The organism is Paenibacillus eucommiae, assembly GCF_017874215.1.
GTDB lineage: Bacteria > Bacillota > Bacilli > Paenibacillales > NBRC-103111 > Paenibacillus_AI > Paenibacillus_AI eucommiae.
The window spans coordinates 116,820-141,554 of the sequence record NZ_JAGGLB010000004.1 but is presented as its reverse complement, the minus strand read 5'-3'; the positions used below and the strand labels follow the sequence as shown (position 1 = coordinate 141,554).

Below are 24,735 nucleotides of genomic sequence, written 5' to 3'. Positions count from 1 at the left end.
GGTCGATTGTTGACAAGAGTTGGCTCTGAATGTATGATTCGATTGAAAAATAGGATTTATGCGGGAGGTTGAAGGCGAGTGAGTATGATTGTTTTGTCCTTTTTTCCTATCTTAACTTGAAGTCGTAGAAACTGCAATACGAAACCTTTGGAGGTGCTGGTATGAAAAAAATAGCAATTGTTTGGAAAGATGGCGTAAAAGACGGATCCATTGCCATTCAACATGCTGAAATCGAGCATGGCGAAGTTTTGTGCGGTCATGGGGGCTACGAGCCTACGAATCAAAAATTTTATGTGAATAAACCTGGGGAATTGATCTTGACGATTAGCAAAGAAAATACGAAACTTGGTGCCTTTTCCACGATTATTGCGGTTCAAACGGAGCAGCATTCTTTTAGTTTTTTTCTGCGTGATGTATCCTCGGACTACCCTATCTATATTCGTGAATACGGGGTTATAGTTACCGATGCTGGAAATTCTCATGATTATGAACAGCTGGTTGCGGAAATTGTTAAAAAGGGAATACTCACGAAGCTCCAGCAAATTGAAGCGGAGCCGGAGGAGTCCTACGAAGCGGCAGCCGTGACTACGAGAGCTTTAACGTGTCCAATCTGGCTCGGCTTATCGAGAGATGTGCGGATATTTGAAGCTGACTTCCGTGGCGTGGGCGATAGTGATGATGACCGTCCTTGGGACTGCATACGTCCAAGATTCCACGGGCAGAGGGTGCACATTCCAGAAACGAATGAATCTCCCGTTCAGTATTATTATTTGTTAGGCAGAGGATTAGGATGTGACTATCAGGTTTCCCGAAGCTTGGAGGAACGTATCTATCCCATTGCCCATTGCACGATTCAGGACGATGATATTCGGTATGACAATGTGGCTTTTGCATCCTACGAGGCTTCTCCATTGCATGCACAAACGATACGGGGAACCCACTACCTCGCTGCAGATCAATATGGGATTGGTTTCATGTTTACTGCACAGCAGCAAGCGGAATATGAGCAAATTGCCGAGCAGGAGCTGAATCCACAAGAAGAGACGGTTTACTATTCGAAAACGGTCGCCACGAACGATGCTCGTGTACCAAGGTATGCCTGGTTCAAAAACCCGTTCCCAGGAAAGCTACCTTGTAAATTTGATGGACTAAGCGGATTTGCAATGTACCCGTCAGACAGCGTATTCGCAGTTTCCAAGCTCAACGGAGAGCCGCTGCCGCAGGAGGAAGTGGCCGTACTGCTGAAGCCGGGTGAAAGTGTTACTTTCGAATTTTATATTCCGCATCGTCCGATAAGCCGGCTTAGAGCTGAGCAGCTCCGCCAACAAAACTTTGATATCAGGCATCAAGAATGCTTGAATTTCTGGAAGTCGAAGCTGCAGCAGACAACATCTGTCGAGCTGCCGGAGCCAAGAATCGCTGAGATGATGCAGGCAGGCTTTATGCATTTGGATCTAATCAGCTACGGACTTGAGTCTGATCCAACGTTGGTGCCAACGATAGGTGTCTATACCGCGATTGGTTCCGAAAGCTCTCCGATCATTCAATATCTCGACTCTGTTGGGGCGCATCAACTGGCTGAGCGCTCTCTGCAATTTTTCCTTGATAAGCAGCATGAAAGCGGGTTTATCCAGAATTTTGGCGGCTATATGCTGGAGACGGGTGCTGCGCTGTGGAGTATGGGCGAACATTATCGTTATGTACATGACGAAGCCTGGATTAGCCGCATCAAGCCTCAGTTAATCAAGGCTTATGAGTATTTATCAGCTTGGCGCAATCGCAATTTGCTTGATGAGCTTAGAGGCAAAGGATATGGGATGCTGGAGGGGAAGACGGCAGATCCCGAAGATCCATTCCGCTCCTATATGCTCAATGGCTTTGCTTATGTGGGTTTAAAGCGATTGGCAGAGATGCTGCTGCTTAGCGATAAATCGTTATCCGAAAAAATAGACATGGAAGCAAACGGGCTTAAACAAGATATCGTTCACTCGCTCAGAGAAACAATGTCGCAGTCTCCGGTTGTACCCCTTGGCGATGGAAGCTGGGTGCCAACCAGTGCTCCGTGGGCAGATTATCGGGGACCAGTTTCCTTGTACGCGGATGGTGGCAAATGGGGCACGCATGGCTCTATGGTAGCCCGCGATTCGATGCTGGGTCCCTTGTATCTGGTCATTCAAGAAGTGCTGCAGCCGAATGAAGAAGAAACGACCTTCCTGCTTCAGTATCACAACGAGCTGATGTGTCTGCATAACGTGGCCTTAAGCCAGCCTTATTACAGCATTCATCCTTGGATTCATCTGAAGCGGGGAGAGACGAAGGCATTCCTTAAAGCATTCTATAACGGACTTGCCGGCTTGGCAGACCGGGAAACCTACTCCTTCTGGGAGCACTACTGGCATGCCAGTCCGCACAAGACACATGAGGAAGGCTGGTTTCTCATGCAGTGCCGCTGGATGCTCTATATGGAGGAGCAGCTGACCTTGAGGCTGCTGCCTGGTATCCCGAGAGCATGGCTGGAGCAAGGCAAGCGCATCTCACTGCGCCGTGCAGCCAGCTACTTCGGCCCTTTCTCGATGGAGATCGAATCGGATGTGAATCATGGCCATGGCCGAATTACGGCCCATATCGAATTCCATTCCGATCGAATCCCGGAGACGATTGAAATCCGGCTGCCTCATCCGCACAGCAAACGTGCACGTAGTGTAAGTGGTGGACGGTATGATGCTGATAAAGAAACCGTTCATATCCAAACAACGGGTTCCATCATGCAAGTCCAAGTCATCTTGGAATTTGCATGAAAGGGACTCTGTCCGGGGAATGGACGGAAAGGAAGGACGGGAGTGAAGGAAGGAAGGCATGCAGGCATGCCCAAATCTGAAACGGCCGAATGTAGGTGAAAAACCGACCCTAATGTGGTTACGCAGGCTCGAAGCGGCAAATGTAGGTGAAAAACCGACCCCAATGTGGTTACGCGCGGCTGAAGCGGCCAATGTAGGCGAAAAACCGACCCCAATGTGGTTACGCAGGGTCGAAGCGGCCAATGTAGGCGGAAAATCGACCCCAATGTACTTACGCGGGGGCCGAAGTGGCCGAATGTAGACGGAAGACCGCACACTTTGGCCGGCTTAACCTGACAATAGTGGGGAAAGAAAGAGAAGAGAAGATCTAGCAAACGGGTTAAAAGTTTGTCCCTTATCTATACACCTCATAAACAGACATCAAGAGACGCCGAAAGGCGTCTTTTTGAGAAGATAAGAAAGCTTAAGCCACGTAGCAGCCTAATGTTGCAAGGTTAAGCCAACCACTATGTGCAGTTTTTTTCATACATTCCGCTGCTGGGGCCCAGCGCAAGCAAATTGTGTGCGGTTTTTCAGATTCTGCCGCATCGATTGGGCCCGAGCTTCACTTAACGATGTTTTTCATCGTTAAAGTAATTGTTTGCAGGGCAACCAGCACTTTAACGATGATTATCATCGCTAAAAGAGGACGGATGGCCCGTCTGGAGGATAAAAAGGGATTTTAACGATGTTTTTCATTGTTAAAATAACTTTTTGGCCCAACCTGATGTTTTTAACGATGAAAAAGAGGCTGTCGATTAACTGTGTGCAACTCAAAACGTTTACTGAAATCGATCAAAACTTGCCACTTAAACCTGTTTAAATCGATTTTTCGGGGTGAAAAGCGACGTTTTTCTCACAAAAAATTGATTTTTAGAGGTTCGTATTTTTAATCCACAGTTAATCGACAGCCTCAAAAACATCGTTAAAGTAGCAGGTCTTCATCCCCAGCGCCTCACCCGCTAGGAAATCCCCTCCAGCCAAGAGAAAAACACTTGCTGGCTGTCCGTTTGAGCTGGGTGTTCATGCGATTCGTGCGATTGTAACTGAGAGAGGGAATGGCTGTGGGTGGAAGAGCGATAGCGTCCGCCTTTAAAGATTTGTTCCTACCTCCTCATCGATTCCATTCAGGGAACAAATCTTTAACAGCGGCTGGAGCCCACAGCCATTCCCTCCCGTAACGCTCCCAAGTCTCGAACAGGCACCTCAAAGGAAGCCACAAAGGCGGTTTTTCAATCAAATGTGTGTCTTTGCAAACAAAGTGAGAAAGTGTGCATTTACTTCATGCCCGAAAGGCGGGTAAATTAGAACTCGAGACGGAGATATTTTCAGCGCATAAGGAAAAGGGGATGCAGATGCAAAGTCATACTGTTAGTCAAACGAATCAAACAGCTATTCGAAGTAATCGCTTTGTGCATTTTTTGAAAAAAAATTACAGTTTATATCTGATGATACTGCCAGGTGTTTTGATTTTTTTCCTGTTCAGTTACTTGCCTATTTTTGGTTTGTTGATGGCATTTGAGAACTATTCGCCGGTGAGGGGCTTTTTTGGAAGTGAGTGGGTGGGGCTTAAGCATTTTATTGATTTCTTCAAGGATCCCTATCTGGGACGTATAACCAAAAACACCATTGCCTTCGGAGTCTGGGGGTTGGCTCTGTTTCCTTTTCCGGTGATATTCGCGTTGCTATTAAACGAGGTTAAGAATACCAGATACAAGAAAATCGTGCAGTCCATTTCGGTATTTCCCTTCTTTATTTCCATGGTTATTCTTGTAGGGCTGATCCGTGATCTGCTGGACCCGACGACAGGCGTTGTTACGCTGCTTTCATATTTTACAGGAAGTGAAATGACAGATTTGCTGGCGGACCCCAGCGCTTACAGATCCATTTTCGGCATATCCGGTTTGTGGAATACGATTGGTTTTTCTTCTATTCTGTATTTGGCGGCCATAGCGGGGATCAATCAGGAGATGTATGAGTCGGCTGTTATGGACGGTGCGGGACGCTTTAAGCAAATGTGGTACATTACTGTTCCCTCCATTATGCCCACGGTTACCTTGTTATTCATTATGCAGATTGGCGCTTTTCTCTCATCGGCTAATTCAACAGGGTCAGATTTTCAGCGAAATCTCTTGATGTATAACCCGTTAACCTATGAAACCGCAGACACGGTAGGTACTTATGTATATCGTGCAGGCATAGAAGGGGTAAGCGCCAGTTATTCAACAGCTGTAAATTTCGTTTTCTCGGTCGTCTCAACGTTACTAGTCTTATTCGCAAATCAAGTGTCCAAAAGGTTAGGCAAAGCATCACTGTTCTAAAGCTCCAGGAAAGGGGGAAGGTTGAAAATGAAAAGGAAGTTGACCAGCTTCGATGTTTTCTTGTATATTCTGCTTTTTGTTTTATCGTTCACATTCGTATATCCGCTGTTCAGGGTGCTTTTACTCTCCGTCAGCGATGCTGCAGAATTGGGAGGGCGGGCTGTATGGTTTAAATCGTATGGCTTTACGCTGGAATCTTATCAGTATTTGCTTAAGGATCCGAGCATTATAAGAATGTATTTGAACTCCATCGGTTATGCAATTGCTTATACACTGGTTGTAATCGTGTTCACGCCGATGCTGGCTTATCCGCTAACCGTTAGTGAATTTAAAGGGAAGAAAATCCTGACGATCTATATGCTGATTACCGGCTATTTCAGCGGTGGGATTGTGCCCCTGTATTTCATCACGAGGAAAGTGCTGCATATGTATGATACGATCTTTCCGATTATCCTTATTGGAACGATGAGTTTCTTTACGGTTATTATTTTTAAATCGTTTTTTGAACAAATACCGTCAGCGATTAGAGAGGCAGCCTATATAGACGGTGCGAGTCATATGACGCTGCTCTTCCAGATTATTATGCCGATCTCTAAGCCGCTTATCGCCACTTTCGTGTTGTTCTCAGCTATAGCGTCATGGAATAATTATTTTATCCCCTATGTATTTCTGGATAACAAGAATTTATGGCCTATTAATTTGCAGCTGACCAGACTGATTCAGAATGCAACGATTCAAGATGCGCAAAGCTTAATTTATCTCAAGGATTTTCAGAGCATTACAACAAGGACGATACAATCGGCTGTTATTATTATTGTGATGGTGCCCATTCTTTGTGTGTATCCGTTCCTGCAGAAATACTTTACTAAAGGGATGACACTGGGAGCTGTTAAATCATAGAAATTATGCATGCGCAAAGCTGTACGATTTATATTGAAGAAATATTGAAGGAGAAACACGATGAGAATAGGTGTAATCGGCTTTGGCCTTAGAATAGAAATGATTGTCGATCAACTGCTGCAATTTGATTTGGGCGTAGAGCTTGCAGCCATTACGGATATCAACATCCATAAAGTAAGCGAGCAGCTCGCAGAAAAAGGGAGAAACACAGCAGCGATAACTATGTATTCGGATGCCGATGAAATGTTAGACAAAGAGCAGCTGGATGGGGTGCTGATTGGTACCAGATGCTCCTTGCATACGAGGATGGCTAAGAAAGTATTGAAGAGAAATCTGCCTCTTTTTCTGGAAAAGCCTGTAGCTACAACGATGGAGGATTTGCTGTCCCTTAAGGAAGCTGCTGCCGCCTCGGAGAGTGAGGTTGTTGTATCTTTTCCGCTCCGAAATACACCTTTACTTAAGCTTGTTAAGGGAATTGTAGATTCGGGGAAATTAGGAACGGTAGAACATGTGCAAGCGATCAATAATGTGCCGTATGGCGGCGTGTATTTCCACAACTGGTACAGGGACGAAAGGGAAACCGGAGGGCTATTTCTCCAAAAGGCTACACATGATTTTGATTATATCAATTACCTTTTAGGATTAAAGCCTGTAACGATATGCGCGATGAAATCGAAGCAGATATTCAAAGGCGACAAACCTGAAGGGCTGTACTGCAAAGATTGCGATGAATTTAAAAGCTGCCCGGAAAGCCCATTTGTCCAAAAGTTCTTTCAAGCTGAGCTATCCCACGGAGATATGTGTTCCTTCGCCAAAGATACGGGCAATGAGGACTCAGGCAGCGCTTTGATTCAATATGAATCAGGCATGCATGTAAGCTACTCTCATAATTTCTTTGCGAGAAAAGCCGCAGCTGTTCGGGGTTCCAGGCTTCTGGGCTACAAGGGCACGGTAGAGTTTGATTGGAATACCGACATTGCCAAAGTATATATGCATCATACGTCCAGAATTGAAACCTACCAGGTGGACTCCTCACAAATGTCGCATGGTGGCGGAGATGCCGCACTTGCTAGTAACTTTCTGAAGGTTATGCAAGGCAAAGAGAAATCTGGGACATCTCTGGATGCGGGTCTTTTAAGCGCATTGATGTGCTTGAAGGCTAAGGAGTCGGCTGAAACGCATACTTTTAAGGAAATTGCTTGGTGCTTAATGCCAACTTGCTAAAAGGTGAGTCATTGCAAACATAGTGAGAAAGTGTGTATTTACTTTATAGACGCATATCAAGTACATTCGAATTAATCAAAACCGGCATATACCGTTTAACGGTTATGTATAGATACACGATTATGGGGAGGGTTTGTATTTATGGTAAAGGTAAAAAAGTCATTAGTGTTAATTGTATGCGCAATCATGTTGACCGCCATTTTGGCAGCGTGCAGCAAAAACGGGAATGAGAAGGATAACGCAAGTAACAGCGAGACTCCATCTTCGACAAGCCCGGCAAGCGAGCAGGCTTCAGAAACTCCGGGTAAGACGGCATTGCTTCCGCATGCAGGGGAAGAGATTGTGTATAAAGCTTTTGGTGCTGACTTAAATATGAAGGAGGACCCGGCATCGCCGATTTTTCAGGAATATCAGAAAATGCTCGGGAACGTCAAGATCCAGTGGGATATGCTGCCATTTAGTGAATACGACAACAAAGTAAAGCTATTTCTTAGCTCGGGTGATGTTCCAGATCTGATGTGGATGAGGGATTCACTCAAGAACAGCCAAACTTATGGCGACAGCGGGATGTTCCTGGATTTCGAAAAGTACAAGGCATACATGCCAAATCTGCAAGCAGCTATTGCGAAGTATCCCGCGATTAATTATTTGCTTAATGATAAGGGGCAACGGTTTGCGCTTCCTAACGTAATGGGAACCGATTATGCCGGAGAAGGGTTTATGTATAACAAAACCTTGCTCGACAAGCTGGGCGTAAGTGTGCCAACAACGGTGGAAGAATTTTATGCTGCGATGTTAACCATTAAGGAAAAGGATCCAAGCGTAATTCCGTTCCTTACGGATGGAGGAGGGACGCCAGGAGCGGATTATACGCTGTATGCTATTGCCAATATGTTCGGTACGGGCAGCAACAACGGATTTACTCCATCAGGTGGAGATTTCAAGTTTGACAAAGCGAGTGGCAAGTGGACTTTCGACGCTGTATCCGATCCCAGCTACAAGGATTTCCTGGAGTTTGTAAGCAATATGTATAACGACAAGCTGCTTGATCCGGCTATCGTGTCACTGAGCAGTGATGCGGCCAAAGCCAAGCTGCAGCAAGCGAACTGGGCGTTTACTTACAACTACGTGAGTGTCATTGATGGAGCCTATTGGCCAGTAACACAAGGTAAAGAGGTACCTATTGAAGTAGAACCGATGCTTGCGCCGGCTTACAAGGGGAAATCCAACTATTTCCTTACAGTTATTCACGATGGTGCACCTTACTGGGGTTATTTTGCAAGTGCCAAGGTGAAGAATCCTGAAGTGTTAGCTTCTATATTAGACAAAGCTTATGAGCCCGAAACGATGGATCTTTACAACTGGGGAATTGAAGGCGTTACCTATACGAATGAAAATGGAAAGAAAAAGTTTGCTGACGATGTAATCAGCGGTAAATTCGATTTCAACACGCAAAGATTTATGCTTTCGCGTTATGTGGGCATTAGTCCACCGTTGTACAGCAACGACTGGAGCCTGGCCCAATTGCCGATTACGAAGAAGATAGCTTCCTTTTTCCTGAAGGCACTGGATGAGGGCAAGATGCAGCCAACCTTTGCCTATCCGCTTCCTTCATTAACTACCGAGCAAACGGATCAATTCGCAAAGATTATGACGCCAATCCGCACGTATGTGAAGGAAAGCGAATTGAAGTTCCTGACAGGCAAAACCAAGATCGCTGATTGGGATAAGTATTTGGAAGAAATGAAGAAGTTCGGAAATATCGACGAAGCGCTGGAAATCATTAATAACGGTAAAAACTACGATCTGGGTGAGCGGATTATTACCAAGCCGGATGAAGTGTATGGCGCTGAATAAGGTATAGAACGTCATTTGTACGGCAAGGATCACAAATCCTTGCCTTAGTGGAAAATGCCTAGCGGCTATCCGTTTGAGCTTTGGTGTTCATGCACCCAAGTCACGAACGCGCTCCTCAAAGGATTCTGCCAGGTATCTTTCTCAAGATAACACGAATTATAAATTATAAGGAGGTATTCTAATTGAAGAGATTAGGAAAATGTACAGCAAGCTGGCTAGCATTCGCTTTTGTATGGTTGGTGATCCTGGGTATAAGCCCCAAGATTACCTTTGCGGATCCCAGTACAACAAGTATTGAAAGCGGAGATCTGGCAGTCGCGTTGGACCCTAATTATCCCCAGGCCATCACGTACACCTTAAAAGCCGATAACAGCTTCATAGAAGGCAGCAAACCATTAAACAGTGAACCTTATTATATTGTAATTAATGACGTAGAGTATGTCCCTTCAGTTGTTTTAACGAAGACATCAGGAAATACGGCAGAATATGTGGTAACGGTAAGTGGTGTCGATCTGGATGGTGAAGGCCCGCTGCAAATGAGAGCGATTACATTAAAATATTCATTCTCGATTGCAGGGTCAACGCTGACCAAGAAAATAACTGAAATTACTGGAGATGATGCGAGTGCACCGTTCCGAGTGCAATTAAAATATCCGATTCTGAGCGTAAATGAAGGGAATATGGAGGAGCCTGGCGTTGCGGCATCCAATATAGGCGGAATTCAATCTCCAACCTTAGGCTATAGCTATGCTCAAGCCAGTGATTTTTATGGGAGCCTTCAGGAGCTTTATGATGCTTATATGGTTTATAATTCCGATATATTTCTGTGGAAGCATTTTTTGGAGCAGGTTGGCTATGCATTTGTCTGGAATAAGCAGGCTGTGGGTGCGGTTTATACACCGAGTTCGTTTGATCGACCTTATACCATGAGGCTGAGCAAGGATGGTGCTGTCAAAATAGCCGAAATCTACGATGGCGTGTACCATCACAGGCTTGCTGACGGCAACCGGCCGCAGGACGAAACGGCACTAAATATATTAAGCGAGATCTGGTATGAAAGCCGGGTACATATTAGCCAGGACAGCAATAATAACAATAAAGTGGATTGGCAGGACGGGGCCTTGTGGATCAAAGGCCAAATTCCTCAAATGCCGGCTGAGCTGCGGGAGTTTTTCAACGGAGGCAACTGGCATCAAACTCATGGGGCTTTTCCTGGTCCTGCAGGACAGGCGAGTACCTTTAAAGGTTTTACAGTGGTGAATTCGTCCCTGGACCAATTGGCAGAGATGCAAAGACAGATTTTTCACATGACCGATGGTGTAGGCAAGCAATCCTACGAATATGTGGGATGGAATGGCCGGGGACATGATTATGGCTGGCCGAGCATTAATGAAATCTATTACAATCCTGCATTAGGCACGGATGACAAGGTTGCTGCTGTAAAGTCAGGCATGGAGCCATACGGCGGTGACCTGTCCTTTCATGTCAATATGACGGATATGACTTCAAATAGTAATGCCTATTTGAGAGGGAGTACAGCAAGCCCCTACGGAAATGAGGATATTCGTACAGATGGCCTGCAGTATGGCCCGACTATATTTGGCTGGGATGCTTATCAAATCAGTCACTATACAGATGTGAAGAACGGGTATCCTTTTAACCGGCAAAATGATTTTGTAGAGCGTTTCTGGGCACCGCTTGTTTTGTATCAGGATGTGATGATTGATTATCCAAAAGGTCCCTATGGAAAAACCGAGGAGCGGTATGCGAAGAAAAGGGAGATCGACCACTGGGCTGCACTTGGGACTTATGCTGCTACCGAATATTATGATGCTGAAAAAAGGCTGAACGGCGGTTATATTTTCAAGGTGGATACGAAACCGGCAGTCATTGACAGCTTTATTAATGCTGGAGTGACGGTGTTTCATGCTACAAGAACGTATCAAACTCAGCCGCAGGATTATTTATGGGGGACGATATACAGCAATAATGAGAGATCAGGGAATTTGAATCTGGGCTTTGAACAAAATCAAGGGGCTGTTTCCCTGACAAAAATGACCTTCCTGCACAGCCTGCTAAATGGTTATTTAGCGCAATACGGGTTACAGGAATATGTGGATGAGACGAACAGGTCTTACACACGTTGGGGAGAAGATGTTATTTATGAGATTAACAAAACTACCAAGGAGATTCAGGTAACCAAAGGGGATGTCACGATAGCCAAGGGAGAAGACAGATTTATTCCTGCGATCGATGGCACAGAGCGGATTTTCGTATATGGGGTTCATGCTAGCGCTGCAAAAACATGGAAGCTTCCTGAAAGCTGGAGAGCTTACAGCACACTCGATCTGTATGAACTTACTTCCGAAGGTAGAAGCTTCGTAGAGACGATTAACGTGGTTAACGATAGTGTTACGCTTGCAACGAAAGCCTTAGAAGGATACGTATTAACGCCACCAAGTGGGAGTAATGGGGACCATACGGTTGTGAAGGATCTGAATCTAAGCTTGCGTGCAAAAGTGACTTCCTCCTCGCATACAGAAGATGGTTACGATAATACGAACAAAACCTATACGGGAATGGAGTTCCGATATATTCCAAAGGACAACGCTCCGAATGGGGATTGGACTACGGTTCTCAAGGATATGACTTCCAGCATGATAGATGGGCAAGGGACACTGAGATATGAAGCTCTAGTACTAGGGGCCTTTACGGCCGATGGTGTACAGAGTAGTTACTGGACGCCAAATTCGGAGCCTCTTAGAGGGGCGATTGATATGGCGGATGGCGAGGCATGGGTGGAGTACGATTTGGGACATAACGAGGTGGTCAACAAGTTTGTTATTAAGGAAGCAGGCTTGGCAGGCAATAAAGTTACTTCTTTTAAAATAGAATACTTTTCGGCGCCTTGGGGTAAGTTTCTTCCATTATACAGCGGGACGGAGATTCCACTTCATATGATCCTTACGGATACTGTGATTACAAATAAGATTAGATTGGTACTTACAGGTGCTGAGTCGGATTCGCCTAAGATTAGCGAGTTCGAGATTTATGCGGCCGATAAGTATTCGCAAAATTATAACGACAATAACGTGGATCATCTTGAGATCGTGAATGGCAGTGAATTGGCATCGCTATCAGCAGCAGATGGGGCCGTGAAAATGACAGGCGGAGAGTTCCTGGTCGTGGATAACAACGCACCGGTACTGCAAGATGGACATTATTCATTCAAGATGAAATTTGAAGGAGCAGGGGACGGGGGCGTAGGAGTCATAATCCGGTATGCTTCCACAGATACGTACAGCTGGATCGGATTCCAAAAAGATGGCGTCGTAAGAATGAGAGTTTTCAATCCTGACCTGGAGGCATGGGTAGAGCGGTCTTTTATGATGCAGGCTTTTAATTCCGATGAATGGTATTCAGTCGATCTTGAATTTAAAGGGGAGAACCTGTATGTCATTGTAAATGGAATGGATATTTATTATGGACCGCTGACAGCTCCAGGTAGTGAACAGCCGATTGTAGCCGGGAAATCTGGTTTCTTGGTCTGGGGAGCAGCACATGCCGCTTTTGATGAAATTGCCATCTCCTTGCCCAACCCTGAGCATCATCCAGTGCCAGAGCTTAGTGCTGCAACTTTAATGGGGACTGAAGCGGGAACCACTGTAGTGAATGCCACCTACTATACACCTGGGAATCAGTTAGCCATTAAGCTGTCCTCGCGAAGCCTGAAAGTCCCTAACATAGGTGATGAGGCTCCAACAGGAGCTGGCGTGACGATGTCTTATACATCTGGAGCGGATATCAGTGGAGTGAGTGCGGGTATGTATGTAGGTGTCCATGAAGTAGACGCCAACAATAAAGTTGTAAGCTTTAAGCTGTTCAACTTGGCGGATAGTGACATTAAGCCAGCGTCTGGACTTGATCCGGATCCTGATCCACAGCCTGTGTCAGAGTTGGCGGTATCGGTATCAGCCGGAGGGGCAGTGGGGACGAGTAAGGTGACGGCAGCCGCAGGAAGCGGCAACCACCTTGCGATCAAGCTGTCTTCCAGCGCGATAGCAGTACCGTTAGTGGGGGATCTTGCTCCCACAGGGGCAGAAGCAGAAACAGGGATAACGAACCCCTATGTATCTGGTTCAGATATAAGTGAAGTCAGTGCAGGCATGTATCTGGGTGTCTATGAAGTCAATGAAAGCAATGAAGTCGTGAGCTTTAAGCTCGTAAATTTGACCGTTAATAATATCAAGCAGGCACAAAATCCAGGCCCAGGCACGGATCCTGATCCAAGTACAAATCCAAATCCAAATCCGGGACAGCCGGGGCCATCATCCCCAACAGCTTCACCGGGAACAGGGGCCAATGAACCCGTTATATCTACGGGCGGCAAGCTGCAGGTTCCGGCGGGTGGCCAAGGTAAAGTAAGCTTGGAAGATTTGATCACGATCACCATTCCGGCAGGTTCGACGCAAGAAATGTTAAAGTTGACGGTAGAACGTTTGTTGAATACGGATCATCTCATTCAGAATCAAGCGATGCTGGTTAGTCCCGTGTTTGAGGTTTTGAAAAACTTTTCGGGCAGCTTTAAGAAGCCAGTAACCTTAACCTTGAAGTTCGACAAGACTAGCGTATTAGAGAACCAGACTGTGGCGGTGTTCTACTATGACGAGCTGCAGAAGGTATGGGTGAAGATCGGCGGTAAGGTGACGGGGGATCACATATCTGTAGAGGTGGATCATTTTACGAAATTCGCAGTATTCATTGAGGAAGCGAAGGAAACAGAAGAAGCTGCTTTTACAGATATTTCCGGACACTGGGCGGAAGCTAGCATCAAGCAAGCGGTAAGCCAAGGGATGGTTAGCGGGTACCCGGATGCCACGTTTAAGCCGAACCAGCAGGTAACTCGGGCAGAATTTATAGTTATGCTGATGAAGGGCTTGAAGCTGGACACGGAAACAACGACGTTACCATTCACTTCATTCACTGATGCAGCGAAGATAGGCAAGTGGGCTGAGCAAGCGGTAGCGCAGGCGGTTCAAGCGGGCATTATCTCAGGCTATGAGGATAATACCTTCCGTCCGAATGGTGCAATTACGCGCGTGGAGATGGCAGCTATGGCGGCCAGGGCATTAAATCTTACGCTTGATGCAGCAGCAGTAACTGAATTTGCAGATGATCAGGAGATCCCAACCTGGGGAAAAGGTGCAGTGGCCGCAGTCCAGCAAAAAGGTATTGTGCAAGGACAGGTAAATCATAAATTTAACCCTAACGGACAGGCAACGCGTGCAGAGGCTTTAACTGTAATTCTCAGATTGTTGGATTCGAAAGAATAATCAATCGGCATTAATGGGCACCTTGGATGGAAATCTCATTCAGGGTGCTTATTAACAGGTAATTGAGAGGCCATGTTTAATCGCATACTTTTTCGGAAAGAACCTGCACTATTGCAGCAATTTGTCGGCTGACTGTTTCACCGCAATTGATTTTTCTCCGATAAAGCAAAGAAAGTGAGAAAAGGTGCATTTACTTGGATACTGAGCATCGATTAGTGTTGTAGAAGAGGTCAATGTTAGCTGTGCAGCTATCTTTGATATACCTGATGATTAACATAATCAATAAACATAATCAACATAATTTACGAGGGGGATCACCATGAAAGAGCTGAAGGGTAGTTTGCAATCAACCATACATGTTTACAAGGTTGAGCCGGAAAATCATGTGGAGTTTCATAGAAGGTTCACCAAAGCGATTACACGAAATGATCTGGGAAATAAAATACATTTTTCTGCGATGCGGGCCATGGAGCTGGATGACGATGGAGCCATCAAAGATTTCAACAAGCAGCTTGATCTGTATACAAAGCATTACAAGCTAGGTGAAATCCTGTGGCTGTTCTACAAGTGCATTTATGCACCCAACCTCAAGGAATTTGTGGATGAAGTGAAAGCAAGGGGCTTATATATTTTTGATATTTGGGGATATGTGCCGGGGTCATTTCTTGACCGGTCGTCCTGGGGGGAATATGAAGTTCCGGCGGAAGCGGCCAAATACCTAAGAGAAATACTGGGGAACCATTTCCTAGGTTTCGATAATGGTGAGCAGGATGGGCGGTATATAGGCGCTTATACGCCGATGATTTGTCCGGTCGACAGTGATAGAAAGAGCCAGTATTTGCAATTTCAGAGACATTTCGAGCAGCTTGGGGACCATTTTGATAACCAGACGGTTGCTGTTTGCTCGCTGAACTTTTGTCATTATTTTGCCAAAGAAGGCAATGTGATGATGATTGGTGCTGAAACCGCTCAGGCGCTCATAAATGCGAACATCTGGTACTCTTATCTGAGGGGGGCGGGGAAGCAGTACGGGCTGTTGTGGTTCGGAAATGCTTCCATTTGGAACCGCTTCGGGTATAAAGATTATGAACGCGAAGGCGTGGAAAACGGCTATGAATTTGGTCCGGATGGCGGAACAAGCTTAAGCCTGCTTCGTAGACTGATTTATGTGGAGTATATGTACAATTGCGATATTTTGGGCTTGGAATGGGGCTTCACCATGCCGGATCAAGAAGATGTGACGGGCACGAAGCTCACGCCTTTGGGAGAAATTCAGACGAAGGCGGTTGAATTCGTAGAGAACAACGGATATCCAGGAGTCATGTATACACCGGTAGCCATTCTGATGGATTTCTTCAACGGATGGACGCCTTCCAGACACCTGTATACGCATGAATATTATAAGGTGTGGGGCAGCCTTCCCTATGAAGATGGCGATTACCAGACACATGCCTTGTTCAGTATGCTGTTCCCGGGTTATGAGAATTCAGGGTTTTATCGGGATGAGAGAGGCTTCCTGACTTCCACCCCATACGGAGATATGACGGATGTGATTTTCTCGGATGTAGACGACGCCATATTAAATAACTATAGCACGGTTATCCTGGCCGGTCGGGTGATTCTCGATGTCGAGCTTTATGATAAGCTGCGAGCCTTTGTAGAAGGGGGAGGACATTTGATAACCTCTGCAGATATTTTAGTTTCTGCTAAGCTTTCAGGCGTGTATAGGGAGGAGGCTATGAAGCTTTTTGGAATATCTCAGCTCGGTGAGTTGAAGAGGTATGAGGCCGGGGAACAGGTTCTTTTTCATGGTACCAGGGTGACAGAGCAGGCTTTTGAGATCTATCACGTTAAGGTTGATGAGGGAGTAGAGGTTATCGCACAAGCTACAGAGAGCGGGCTGCCATTAATCCTGCATCAATCACAGGGGATGGGAAAAGTGAGCTTCATAACATCACCTTATGGGCTGAACGCTGACAAATTGGCTGCGTGCGAGCTGGAGGAGAGAGAGACCAAATACCTTGTAGGCCCGGATATCGTGACTGAAAAGCTGGTAACTGCCGTAGATAATGTGGATGGCAAAGACATTCCTATGTTTTATGATTATTTGTCTGCAGTTAAGCAGTATATAGGGGATTGCCTGAACGAAGAAAAAGTAATTGAGCTTACGAACGCTAATCTTCAATGCATTGTGAATCGCTGCGAGGATGGTTCTTTTCTGGCCGCCGTTGTTAACCATGGTGCCTCCGTCCAGAGGTTTGATTTTGCTGAAAATCAGTATGGGTTTATTGTGGATGCTGAATTGGAGATTCCAGCTTTACCGGAGGATTTAGCGGGTTATTATGCGAAGGAGTTTCAGCATGAAGGGAAAGCCGAGGAAGGATCAGGCAGCTTGTCGGTTAAGCCTGCGGATATTCGGATATTCCGGTTGAAAACGGCGGCGTGGACATTTAATGTGAAAGAAGTTGTATTCTCTAGCCAAGCACAAGCGATGGCCTGTAAGTTCCTGGCTTTAAGAAACGTTGCTTCATTAAAAACGGAGTTACTGACGGCGCCGACATTTAAGCATCATTTTCAAGGTGTGAAGCTGGATGCTTCCTATTTCTTGGAGAAGGATATGGAATGGCTGCGTAAAGAAGCTGAATTCGTGAAACGGCGTAAAGTGGATGTCATTGTTGATTTCTCAAGTTTGCTTAATCATTATCCCCAGTTGTCGCTTTTGGACAATATTAAGGATAGGTATGAGGAAAATATGAAAGGCATAGCCAAGGTTTTTGAAAAAGCAGCTCTATTTGGATGTAAGCAGGCTGTCTTTATTTTGCATCGGAATGCTGAGAATCATATCACTGCAGATGAGGCAGAGGCCATAATGGGCAGGTCCCTTGGAAAGATTTGTGCGTATGCTGAACAACACGGTATTACGATTTATTTGCAAAATGGTACGAAGGGCAGATTGCTGAAGTCGACGGATGAAACGGTTGCTTTTGTGGTCAGCCTACAGATTCCTAATCTCAAATTTGTCTATAACATTGCTCATAGTATCGCTTTGGGCGAGAAGCCTGAGGAGATTTGGGAGAAGCATTATGCAAGCATGAAGGGACTGCTGCTTAGCGCACCAGGGTGTGATCACTATGGACAATTTTATGACCAGCATAATCCGATTGTAAATTCTCAATTTGCTGATTCCGTGCAATCTTTTATAGCGAAGGCGTCTGAACATAAATTCGATTTCGCCTGTCTGGATGCCTTGTATGAAAACTGGAATGATGTTTATGTGGATAGCATGAGCTTGAGAGCCGCTGTTGAAGTATAAGGATGAAGAGGCGAGGAAATGAACGACAAAAACTCCGCGGCATACCGCGGAGTTTTTGTCATACGCCTCACTGCAAGTTTAATCTCTTGGTAAAGAGTTGGAAGGAGTGAAAGTTACCCTATATTCGGATGGTGAGAGTCCAGTCACAATTTTAAATATCTTGCTGAAATAAAATTGATTGCTGTAGCCCACCATTCCAGCGATTTCCATGAGCTTAAAGTCCGATTTTGTTAAAATGAGTTCTTTGGCTTTTTGAATTCTTGTGTGAGTCAAGAAATCCATAGGAGACATGCCCTTGTATTTCTTAAACTCTCTGCTCAGGTGGGAACTATTGAGATTGACCATCTCCGCAATATCATGAATAGAGATATTCTCGGAGTAATGGTCCAGCAAGTACTTATCTACTCTGTCTAAGATAATCTCAATAGATCCGGGAACATCCTTCTTGCTCTTGTTGCTAAAAAATCGACTAAAAGTAAAGGACAAAGCAAGAAATAGGGCTTTGTAATTCAGGGAAAATGATAATAATTCTTCAATCTCAAGCTCAATATCACTCTCCCGATCGTGCTGGTTGATCTCCATATTTTCGCAAAGAGCTGCAACTACTTTTAAACATTTTTCAATTGCACTTTGCTTATATGCTTCCTTGTGCATGTGCTCAAGCATATGCTCAATTTCTTTCAGAAACAACGCTTTATTTTTTTTGCTCAGAAGAATGGAAAGTTTCTTTGGTTCAATTATCGATTCGATTGTAAAATTTTCTCTTGAAAAAGCAAGCTTGGACTTATCGCTGAGAATAATACTGGATGCTCCAAAAATAAGGTTTTTACGCAGCATTGCTCTTGAGAATTGGTATTCGATCTTTAAGTCGGCAAGACGCGACCCGGTTTTGGTGCTTACAGAAATCGTAATCGGAACAAGAAAAGATGAAAGTATACACATGACGGACTCGGCCAAGCTCTTGGGGTCTACGTTATCCTGCTTCTTTTCTTTAAAACCCCAAATCAGAATCTGTTCATTTATGGCTTGCCCGTCCAGAATCCATATGTCTTGATAGCCGGACCAATGGGTTGAGATCATAGCAGGCAAATCTATATGGGACCAAAAATCACATAAAGGATGCGAGACATCAACGGGGAAATTAGAATAGGATCCAGCGCAAATAAGCATGACTACATAAGAGTAAGCATTTGAATCATCATCATAATCTAAGGTGGTTTGTGTTAATGACTCAGAGATCGTTTTTACGTGCAAAGTATCATATAAAATCCGCTTTTTTCTCTCATGTCTATCATAATGAATCGTCTCCGCCAGCTTAGACAAAACTTCATTTATAGTTTTTTGGTGAATCGGCTTCAGCATAAATTCTGTGACTCCAAGCTTCATCGCCTGACGGGCATACTGGAATTCATCATGTCCGCTTATAATTACGAAGATAGTGCCGGGTAAGGTTTTTTTGATGTTTTCTATCAGCTCAAGCCCATCTATCCCAGGCATTCTTATATCTGTAAAAACAATATCTGGTCTTAATTTTTGAATCCTCTCAAGAGCGGAAAGTCCATCTGTGGCTTCTCCTATAACGGACACTTCAGAACTAAAATTTGCAATTTGCTTAATGATGCTTCTCAGAATGGGATGTTGGTCTTCTACCACAACCACTTTTATCATTCTTGCCTCTCCTCCTTTTGCCAACTATGCTGGCCTATTCTCACTAAAGAACCTCTGGGTTCCATATTTTCAATAGCAAGATAAATGTGCTGACCCGAATGTATAGAAAGTCTTGCAAATGTATTCAGAATACCCATTCCTCCTATTTGGAAGTTTCTCTCGAGAGCGCCTTCATGATTGTATTCCTGGATTTCATGGTTTACTTTCGCCAGCATGAGAGGGTCAAAGCCAGCCCCGTTATCTTCGATAGTCAGTTCCCAGTCTCCATTCAGCTTTAAGGTTCCTGTTATTATAATACGCCAGGGTGGAAGTGCTTTGTGGAAGCCATGTTTAATGCAGTTCTCTACAAGTGGCTGGATGGTAAGCTTGGGCAGAGTGATGTTATTGAGACGATCGTCTATATGAATCGTGTAGCCTAATGTATCATGATCATAATGCAGTTTCATTAGCTCTAGATAGTGTTCGGTGTGTTTCATCTCATCGCTCAGCGATGTAGGCTGTGTAGCATTGGCAACTGAATATCTCATTAATTCCGAAAGGCGCCAACACATCTCAGCTGCTGTGTCCGCGTCATTTTCTTGGCAGCGGGCAGCGATCACATGAAGTGTATTATACATAAAGTGGGGATTGATTTGCGCTTGCAGAGCTGAGTAGTGAGATTCCATTTCTCTAATTTTTGATGTGTATTCTTTGTTAAGCGCATCTCTTAGTCTGCGAAACATATGCTCGAATGAGTGGTTAAGCAGCTTGAGTTCATTGTTCCCGTTGTGCGGCAGCTTTAATTCCAAGTTTTTAAGGTTAATGGTCTTTACCCTGGCTATTAATTGATTTAATGGTTTGGTCAGTCTCTGAATGAGCATATATTCAACGATCAGTACAAGGGATAGAAGTTGAATGCTTACAGCGGTTATGACAGACCGATAAATATGGAGCTTGGATTGGAGGAACTTTTGGTCGTCCGTGATGACAGTGGTCCAGCCCGTATAGTCAGAAATAGAGGAAGCATAGTAAAAAGCTTTATCGCCCAGGTCGATTTTGCCTGAGTCCCTCTTACTTTTCAGAAGGGTATGACCAGCTTGAGTAAGCTTGTTCTTTTGTTCTGATAAATCTTTGTTGGCAAGTACAGGATAAATCAGCGTTCCTTTACGATCATAGATCCAGACTGCTTTCCCGGTCCTGGGCGCATCGATGGAGACAATGGCATTGAAGAATTGTACTGGTGCTTGGATTTCAAGAATGCCATAGTCGTCAAAGTAGGAATTGCTAAATTTTCGATAAAAGGAAAGGACCTCTTTGGGAGCTGTTGACCAATCATCCAGATGGGGTGGAGCAAAACTTGACAATTCGTTTGGTTCAAACATACTTAAAAATTGACTTTTATTCGTATATTTAGCTGGTATGCCTGGAATATTATCGCTGGTGCTGACAAAGGTGAAGAAGAAGCCTTTATCAGGTGAGAAAATAGCTATTTTATATATTTCTGGAAAACTGCTGTAGATGGAGTTTAAATAAGTACCAAGCTTATTCTCATAGAGTCGGGGCAATACTTCGTCTTTGTTCTTCTCTAAAGAGTAGTTCAGATCTGCTATAACATCAAACGCTTCCTTATTTCCCGTATAACTGAGTGAGGCGAAATCCATACGTTTATATAACATATCGACTTGATCGGATATTTTTTGGGCGACAGGACGAAGATTATGAGTTTCAGTATCGATCAATACTTTAGACATATACATATACAAATAAATAGAAGAGGTAGTGATTAGAACAAGCAAAATGACAGCAAAGCTGACGAACATCTTCTTGGAGAAACTCATTCCCCGTCTCATTTATATCCCTGCTCTCCATTTTGATCTTCGAAAGTCGAATATGCAAATCAGTATAGCATAGGTATTTATTATAATAATAGTATCATTTCAAATAAAAAAGTATAAACGAAGTTGTCAGATTTGTATATTCGATTACCAGTCCCAATGCTTTATGATGAACATACAGCGCTGATATAGAAGTGCTTGTAATTTATAAATTATCCTAAAAAAAAGGGCGGGGAAAGAATGAAAAGTCTTTTTATGAAAATTGTATATGCTGTGTTCATTGCGTCATTGCTTATTACAACAGTTGCTTGTGGTACAAACAGCACAACATCAAGTTCGACGATTGCACCCGGTTCAACGGAGTCAGATGCAACTGCAAATCCACAGTCGCAAACTGGTCCTGTGACTGTGTCCTTTTTATTGCCTAATAGTCAGGTGAATTATGGTGGGATTAAAGACATTATTGCGAAGTGGGAACTAAAAACTGGCAATAAGATTGATCTCCAAGCCATACAGGATGATCAGTATGATAACATTGTCAAAACCCGATTAGCCGGAAAAATAGACATGGATATATTCAAGGGGACTTATGTGGGCATTGATCCTCAGAAATATTTGCTTGAAATCCCTGCTGAATCTTTTGACTTTACGCGAATTGATCCGAAGTACAATGGAAATCTGATATATGCGGCTAAAAAGTTTGCAAAGGGTGATGACAAGTATTATTCGTATCCATCACCCGAGGGGTTATCCGTTTTTGGTATCTGGTATAACAAACAGGTTTTCGCAGACTTAAATTTAACAATTCCCAAAACATTCGATGAATTTGATAAAGTGGCTTCAGCCATTAAAGCGCAGGGCATTACACCTGTTTACTTTGCAGGCAAGGACTCCTGGACTATGCTTCAACACTTAAACACCATAGCTGGAGTTATGGCTGGAGTAGATACGGGCGTTGCCGATGAGATTAACAAAAATCAACTTAAATGGGTGGATATACCAGAATTCACCGGGCAAGTTCTTCAACTGGAGCAATGGATTGAAAAAGGTTACGTCAATAAAGATCTAGCATCTGCCACCTATGAAATGTCTCAGAAGGCTTTGGCTAAGGGGCAAGCTGCTATGGTATTCCAAGGAAGCTGGTTTCTACCTGAAGTTATGAAACAATCGCCAAGCGCCAATATTGGATATTTTCTTCCTCCAACAGAAGATGGAAAGAGCTTTCAAGCAGTTTCCGATGTGCAGGGTATATTTATCTCTAAGAATAGTAAGCATGTTGAGGCAGCACTGGATTTTTTGAAATTTCTTGATGAGCCCGAACAAGCTTTGTATTATCTTTCGAAATCACCAGGCATTAGTCCCTTCAAAGATGTTTCTGTTAAAGATCAACTTCCACCTGCGATGGCTGAAGCTAATGCCCTGTACGAGGCGGGCCAGACATCACCTGGTCTTAGGCTTATCATTCCTGAACCTTTTGCAGATTTGGTAGCAGCATATTCAGAATTACTGCTTAAAAGAGTTGGGGCAGCGGATTTTATAAAGCAGGTCGATAATGCTTATATGAAAAGCGCTAAGCAAGCCAAGCTTCCTGGCTTCTAAACTTAGAAGGCCGGAAATTTGCTGAATTGCCTTAAAGGAGCTACTGAAATGAAGAGTAAAATGCATAATAAATACTATCCCATATCCTTTATGTTGCCAGCTTTTTTTATATTTACTTTGTTTTATGTATTTGCCTCGGTTCTGGGCTTCGTATTGGCCTTTACAGATTGGAGTTCACGAACCGGGGAAGCTCATTTTGTAGGGTTAGAGAATTTTAGGTGGTTGCTTAACGATGCTTCATTATTGACCAGCTTAAAAAACCAATTTGTGTTTGCCATTGTTACCTCGTCCTCAAAGACATTCTTGGGTCTGCTAGTTGCTTTACTGCTAAATATGACATTCAGAGGCAGAAATACGTTAAGAACGATCGTGTATATGTCATCCATGTATAGTGCTCTTATTGTAGGATATATTTTCAATTATATATTACGCTATGATGGTCTGTTAAACACATTTCTGAGGAGTATCCATCTTGATGTATTAGCTAAGGATTGGTTGGGTGATTTCAATCTTGCTTTATTTAGTGTAGCAGGTGTGGAGACTTGGATGTGGATCGGTTTTAATGCTGTTATCATATTGGCAGGGCTTCAATCCATACCAAGGGAAATATTGGAATGCTCTGAAATAGATGGAGCGAATCAATGGAGGAGATTTATTAGTATAAAGCTTCCTTTTATATTTCATGCTCTGAATATTGCATTTTTAATTAATTTGATTGGCGGTCTCAAAGCTTTTGATACGATCATTGCGATGACAGGGGGAGGACCGGGACACGCGACAGAGGTTATCAGCACACTTATCCTAAAAGCATTATCGTCTAGCTCGCTAGGTTATGCGTCCGCAATTGGCCTCGTTCAATTTTTTGTGATCAGCATTATTGCTTTTTCGGTTAACTGGGTTACAAGTAAAAAGGAGATAGAGTTATGACTTTAAAATCGATAGGGAAGATATTTATTTATGTGGCAATTGCTCTATTGTTGGTTATCTATTTATTGCCTATTTATTTTATTGTGATAACCTCTCTTAAATCGACAAGCGAAGCATCGGTGCTATCCTTGAGTCTGCCCAAAGAGTGGATTTTCGATAATTATCGAAAGGTATTTGTCGAAGGCAACCTGCTTAGACCTTTGGCTAACGGAGCGTTTATTTCTTTGACTGTAGTAGGGATTACTATGTTATTAAGTTCAGTGACAGCGTTCGTTATCCAGAGGAGAAAGTCTGGGTTCAGCACCTTTATGTATAAATACTTATTAGCGGGGCTAATTGCCCCTTTTTCTATCATACCTGCTATCAAGCTTTTGCAAGTTATGCATTTGATGGGGACATATACAGGTCTCATCCTCATAGATGTAGCCTGTGCATTACCATTCAACACCCTATTATTTGCAGGTTTTATTAAAGGGATTCCCAAAGATTTAGATGAAGCTGGCATTATTGACGGTGCGAAACCGATAAGGCTCTTTTTCCAAATTATATTCCCCCTTCTCAAACCAGCAATTGCCACAAATTTCATCTTACTCTTTACATCCATTTGGAATGATTTTCAGAATGTATTGTACTTTCTACCGGACTCTAAGAAATGGACGATGCCTATGACTATTTATGATTTTCAAGGATTACACACTAATGATTATAGTCTTGTTTTTGCGGACATGATCTTTTTGCTATTGCCAGTAATTATTATATTTTTGTTAGCTCAAAAATATATTGTTACAGGCATGGTCGCAGGCGCTATAAAAGGTTAGGTTGCGAATAGATCAGATCTATCTCTGAAGGAATACGTCCGGTAGATTTAATATTAAAGGTGAGTTATTGCGAACATAGTGAGAAAGTGTGCATTTACTTTATGGATGGGTTCAAGTAAATTCA

At 43.9% G+C, this 24,735-nt stretch carries 13 protein-coding genes; 11 read left to right on the top strand and 2 right to left on the bottom strand.

Annotated features, from left to right (window positions below; all coding sequences use genetic code 11):
* Positions 1-161 precede the first annotated feature (161 nt).
* The 8 genes from J2Z66_RS08495 to J2Z66_RS08460 all read left to right on the top strand — a co-directional run bounded on the left by J2Z66_RS08495 (position 162) and on the right by J2Z66_RS08460 (position 17,785).
* Complete coding sequence (locus J2Z66_RS08495) at positions 162-2,798, top strand: hypothetical protein (RefSeq protein WP_209970963.1); 2,637 nt, start codon at positions 162-164, stop codon at positions 2,796-2,798.
* A 58-nt stretch (positions 2,799-2,856) separates the two neighbouring features.
* The gene (locus tag J2Z66_RS08490) at positions 2,857-3,099 is read left to right on the top strand and encodes a hypothetical protein (protein ID WP_209970962.1); all 243 of its coding nucleotides are present in this window, start codon (positions 2,857-2,859) and stop codon (positions 3,097-3,099) included.
* Positions 3,100-4,192: 1,093 nt separating this feature from the next.
* Positions 4,193-5,158, top strand: coding sequence for an ABC transporter permease (locus J2Z66_RS08485; RefSeq protein WP_209970961.1), 966 nt, complete (start codon positions 4,193-4,195; stop codon positions 5,156-5,158).
* A gap of 27 nt (positions 5,159-5,185) precedes the next feature.
* Positions 5,186-6,058, top strand: coding sequence for a carbohydrate ABC transporter permease (locus J2Z66_RS08480; RefSeq protein WP_209970960.1), 873 nt, complete (start codon positions 5,186-5,188; stop codon positions 6,056-6,058).
* A 60-nt stretch (positions 6,059-6,118) separates the two neighbouring features.
* On the top strand, positions 6,119-7,282 hold the full coding sequence (locus J2Z66_RS08475; RefSeq protein ID WP_209970959.1) for a Gfo/Idh/MocA family protein: 1,164 nt from the start codon (positions 6,119-6,121) through the stop codon (positions 7,280-7,282).
* A 141-nt stretch (positions 7,283-7,423) separates the two neighbouring features.
* A complete protein-coding gene (locus J2Z66_RS08470; protein WP_209970958.1) occupies positions 7,424-9,139 on the top strand; it encodes an extracellular solute-binding protein in 1,716 nt (571 codons plus the stop codon).
* A gap of 182 nt (positions 9,140-9,321) precedes the next feature.
* The gene (locus J2Z66_RS08465) at positions 9,322-14,472 is read left to right on the top strand and encodes an S-layer homology domain-containing protein (protein WP_209970957.1); all 5,151 of its coding nucleotides are present in this window, start codon (positions 9,322-9,324) and stop codon (positions 14,470-14,472) included.
* A 319-nt stretch (positions 14,473-14,791) separates the two neighbouring features.
* Positions 14,792-17,785: a TIM barrel protein gene (locus J2Z66_RS08460; RefSeq protein WP_209970956.1), complete on the top strand. Its 2,994-nt coding sequence runs from the start codon at positions 14,792-14,794 to the stop codon at positions 17,783-17,785.
* Between the two features lie 78 nt (positions 17,786-17,863).
* On the opposite strand, the gene J2Z66_RS08455 is transcribed toward J2Z66_RS08460, so the two are convergent.
* Positions 17,864-19,453: a response regulator gene (locus J2Z66_RS08455; RefSeq protein WP_209970955.1), complete on the bottom strand. Its 1,590-nt coding sequence runs from the start codon at positions 19,451-19,453 to the stop codon at positions 17,864-17,866.
* The gene (locus J2Z66_RS08450; RefSeq protein WP_209970954.1) at positions 19,450-21,282 is read right to left on the bottom strand and encodes a sensor histidine kinase; all 1,833 of its coding nucleotides are present in this window, start codon (positions 21,280-21,282) and stop codon (positions 19,450-19,452) included. Before J2Z66_RS08450 ends, J2Z66_RS08455 begins: the two co-directional genes overlap by 4 nt.
* Before the next feature lie 225 nt (positions 21,283-21,507).
* Between J2Z66_RS08450 and J2Z66_RS08445 the strand changes: the two genes are divergently transcribed.
* The 3 genes from J2Z66_RS08445 to J2Z66_RS08435 are packed head-to-tail and all read left to right on the top strand — an operon-like array spanning position 21,508 to position 24,611.
* Positions 21,508-22,866: an ABC transporter substrate-binding protein gene (locus J2Z66_RS08445; protein WP_209970953.1), complete on the top strand. Its 1,359-nt coding sequence runs from the start codon at positions 21,508-21,510 to the stop codon at positions 22,864-22,866.
* A gap of 48 nt (positions 22,867-22,914) precedes the next feature.
* Positions 22,915-23,793, top strand: a complete 879-nt coding sequence (locus J2Z66_RS08440) for a carbohydrate ABC transporter permease (protein ID WP_209970952.1) — start codon at positions 22,915-22,917, stop codon at positions 23,791-23,793.
* Positions 23,790-24,611, top strand: a complete 822-nt coding sequence (locus tag J2Z66_RS08435) for a carbohydrate ABC transporter permease (protein WP_209970951.1) — start codon at positions 23,790-23,792, stop codon at positions 24,609-24,611. The genes J2Z66_RS08440 and J2Z66_RS08435 overlap by 4 nt, the downstream gene beginning before the upstream one ends.
* Positions 24,612-24,735 lie beyond the last annotated feature (124 nt).

Coding starts and splice junctions, on each gene's coding strand:
- J2Z66_RS08460 (WP_209970956.1), top strand. CDS start 14,792: ATGAAAGAGCTGAAGGGTAGTTTGCAATCAACCATACATGTTTACAAG.
- J2Z66_RS08475 (WP_209970959.1), top strand. CDS start 6,119: ATGAGAATAGGTGTAATCGGCTTTGGCCTTAGAATAGAAATGATTGTC.
- J2Z66_RS08445 (WP_209970953.1), top strand. CDS start 21,508: ATGAAAAGTCTTTTTATGAAAATTGTATATGCTGTGTTCATTGCGTCA.
- J2Z66_RS08455 (WP_209970955.1), bottom strand. CDS start 19,453: ATGATAAAAGTGGTTGTGGTAGAAGACCAACATCCCATTCTGAGAAGC.
- J2Z66_RS08495 (WP_209970963.1), top strand. CDS start 162: ATGAAAAAAATAGCAATTGTTTGGAAAGATGGCGTAAAAGACGGATCC.
- J2Z66_RS08490 (WP_209970962.1), top strand. CDS start 2,857: ATGCAGGCATGCCCAAATCTGAAACGGCCGAATGTAGGTGAAAAACCG.
- J2Z66_RS08485 (WP_209970961.1), top strand. CDS start 4,193: ATGCAAAGTCATACTGTTAGTCAAACGAATCAAACAGCTATTCGAAGT.
- J2Z66_RS08470 (WP_209970958.1), top strand. CDS start 7,424: ATGGTAAAGGTAAAAAAGTCATTAGTGTTAATTGTATGCGCAATCATG.
- J2Z66_RS08440 (WP_209970952.1), top strand. CDS start 22,915: ATGAAGAGTAAAATGCATAATAAATACTATCCCATATCCTTTATGTTG.
- J2Z66_RS08480 (WP_209970960.1), top strand. CDS start 5,186: ATGAAAAGGAAGTTGACCAGCTTCGATGTTTTCTTGTATATTCTGCTT.
- J2Z66_RS08450 (WP_209970954.1), bottom strand. CDS start 21,282: ATGAGACGGGGAATGAGTTTCTCCAAGAAGATGTTCGTCAGCTTTGCT.
- J2Z66_RS08435 (WP_209970951.1), top strand. CDS start 23,790: ATGACTTTAAAATCGATAGGGAAGATATTTATTTATGTGGCAATTGCT.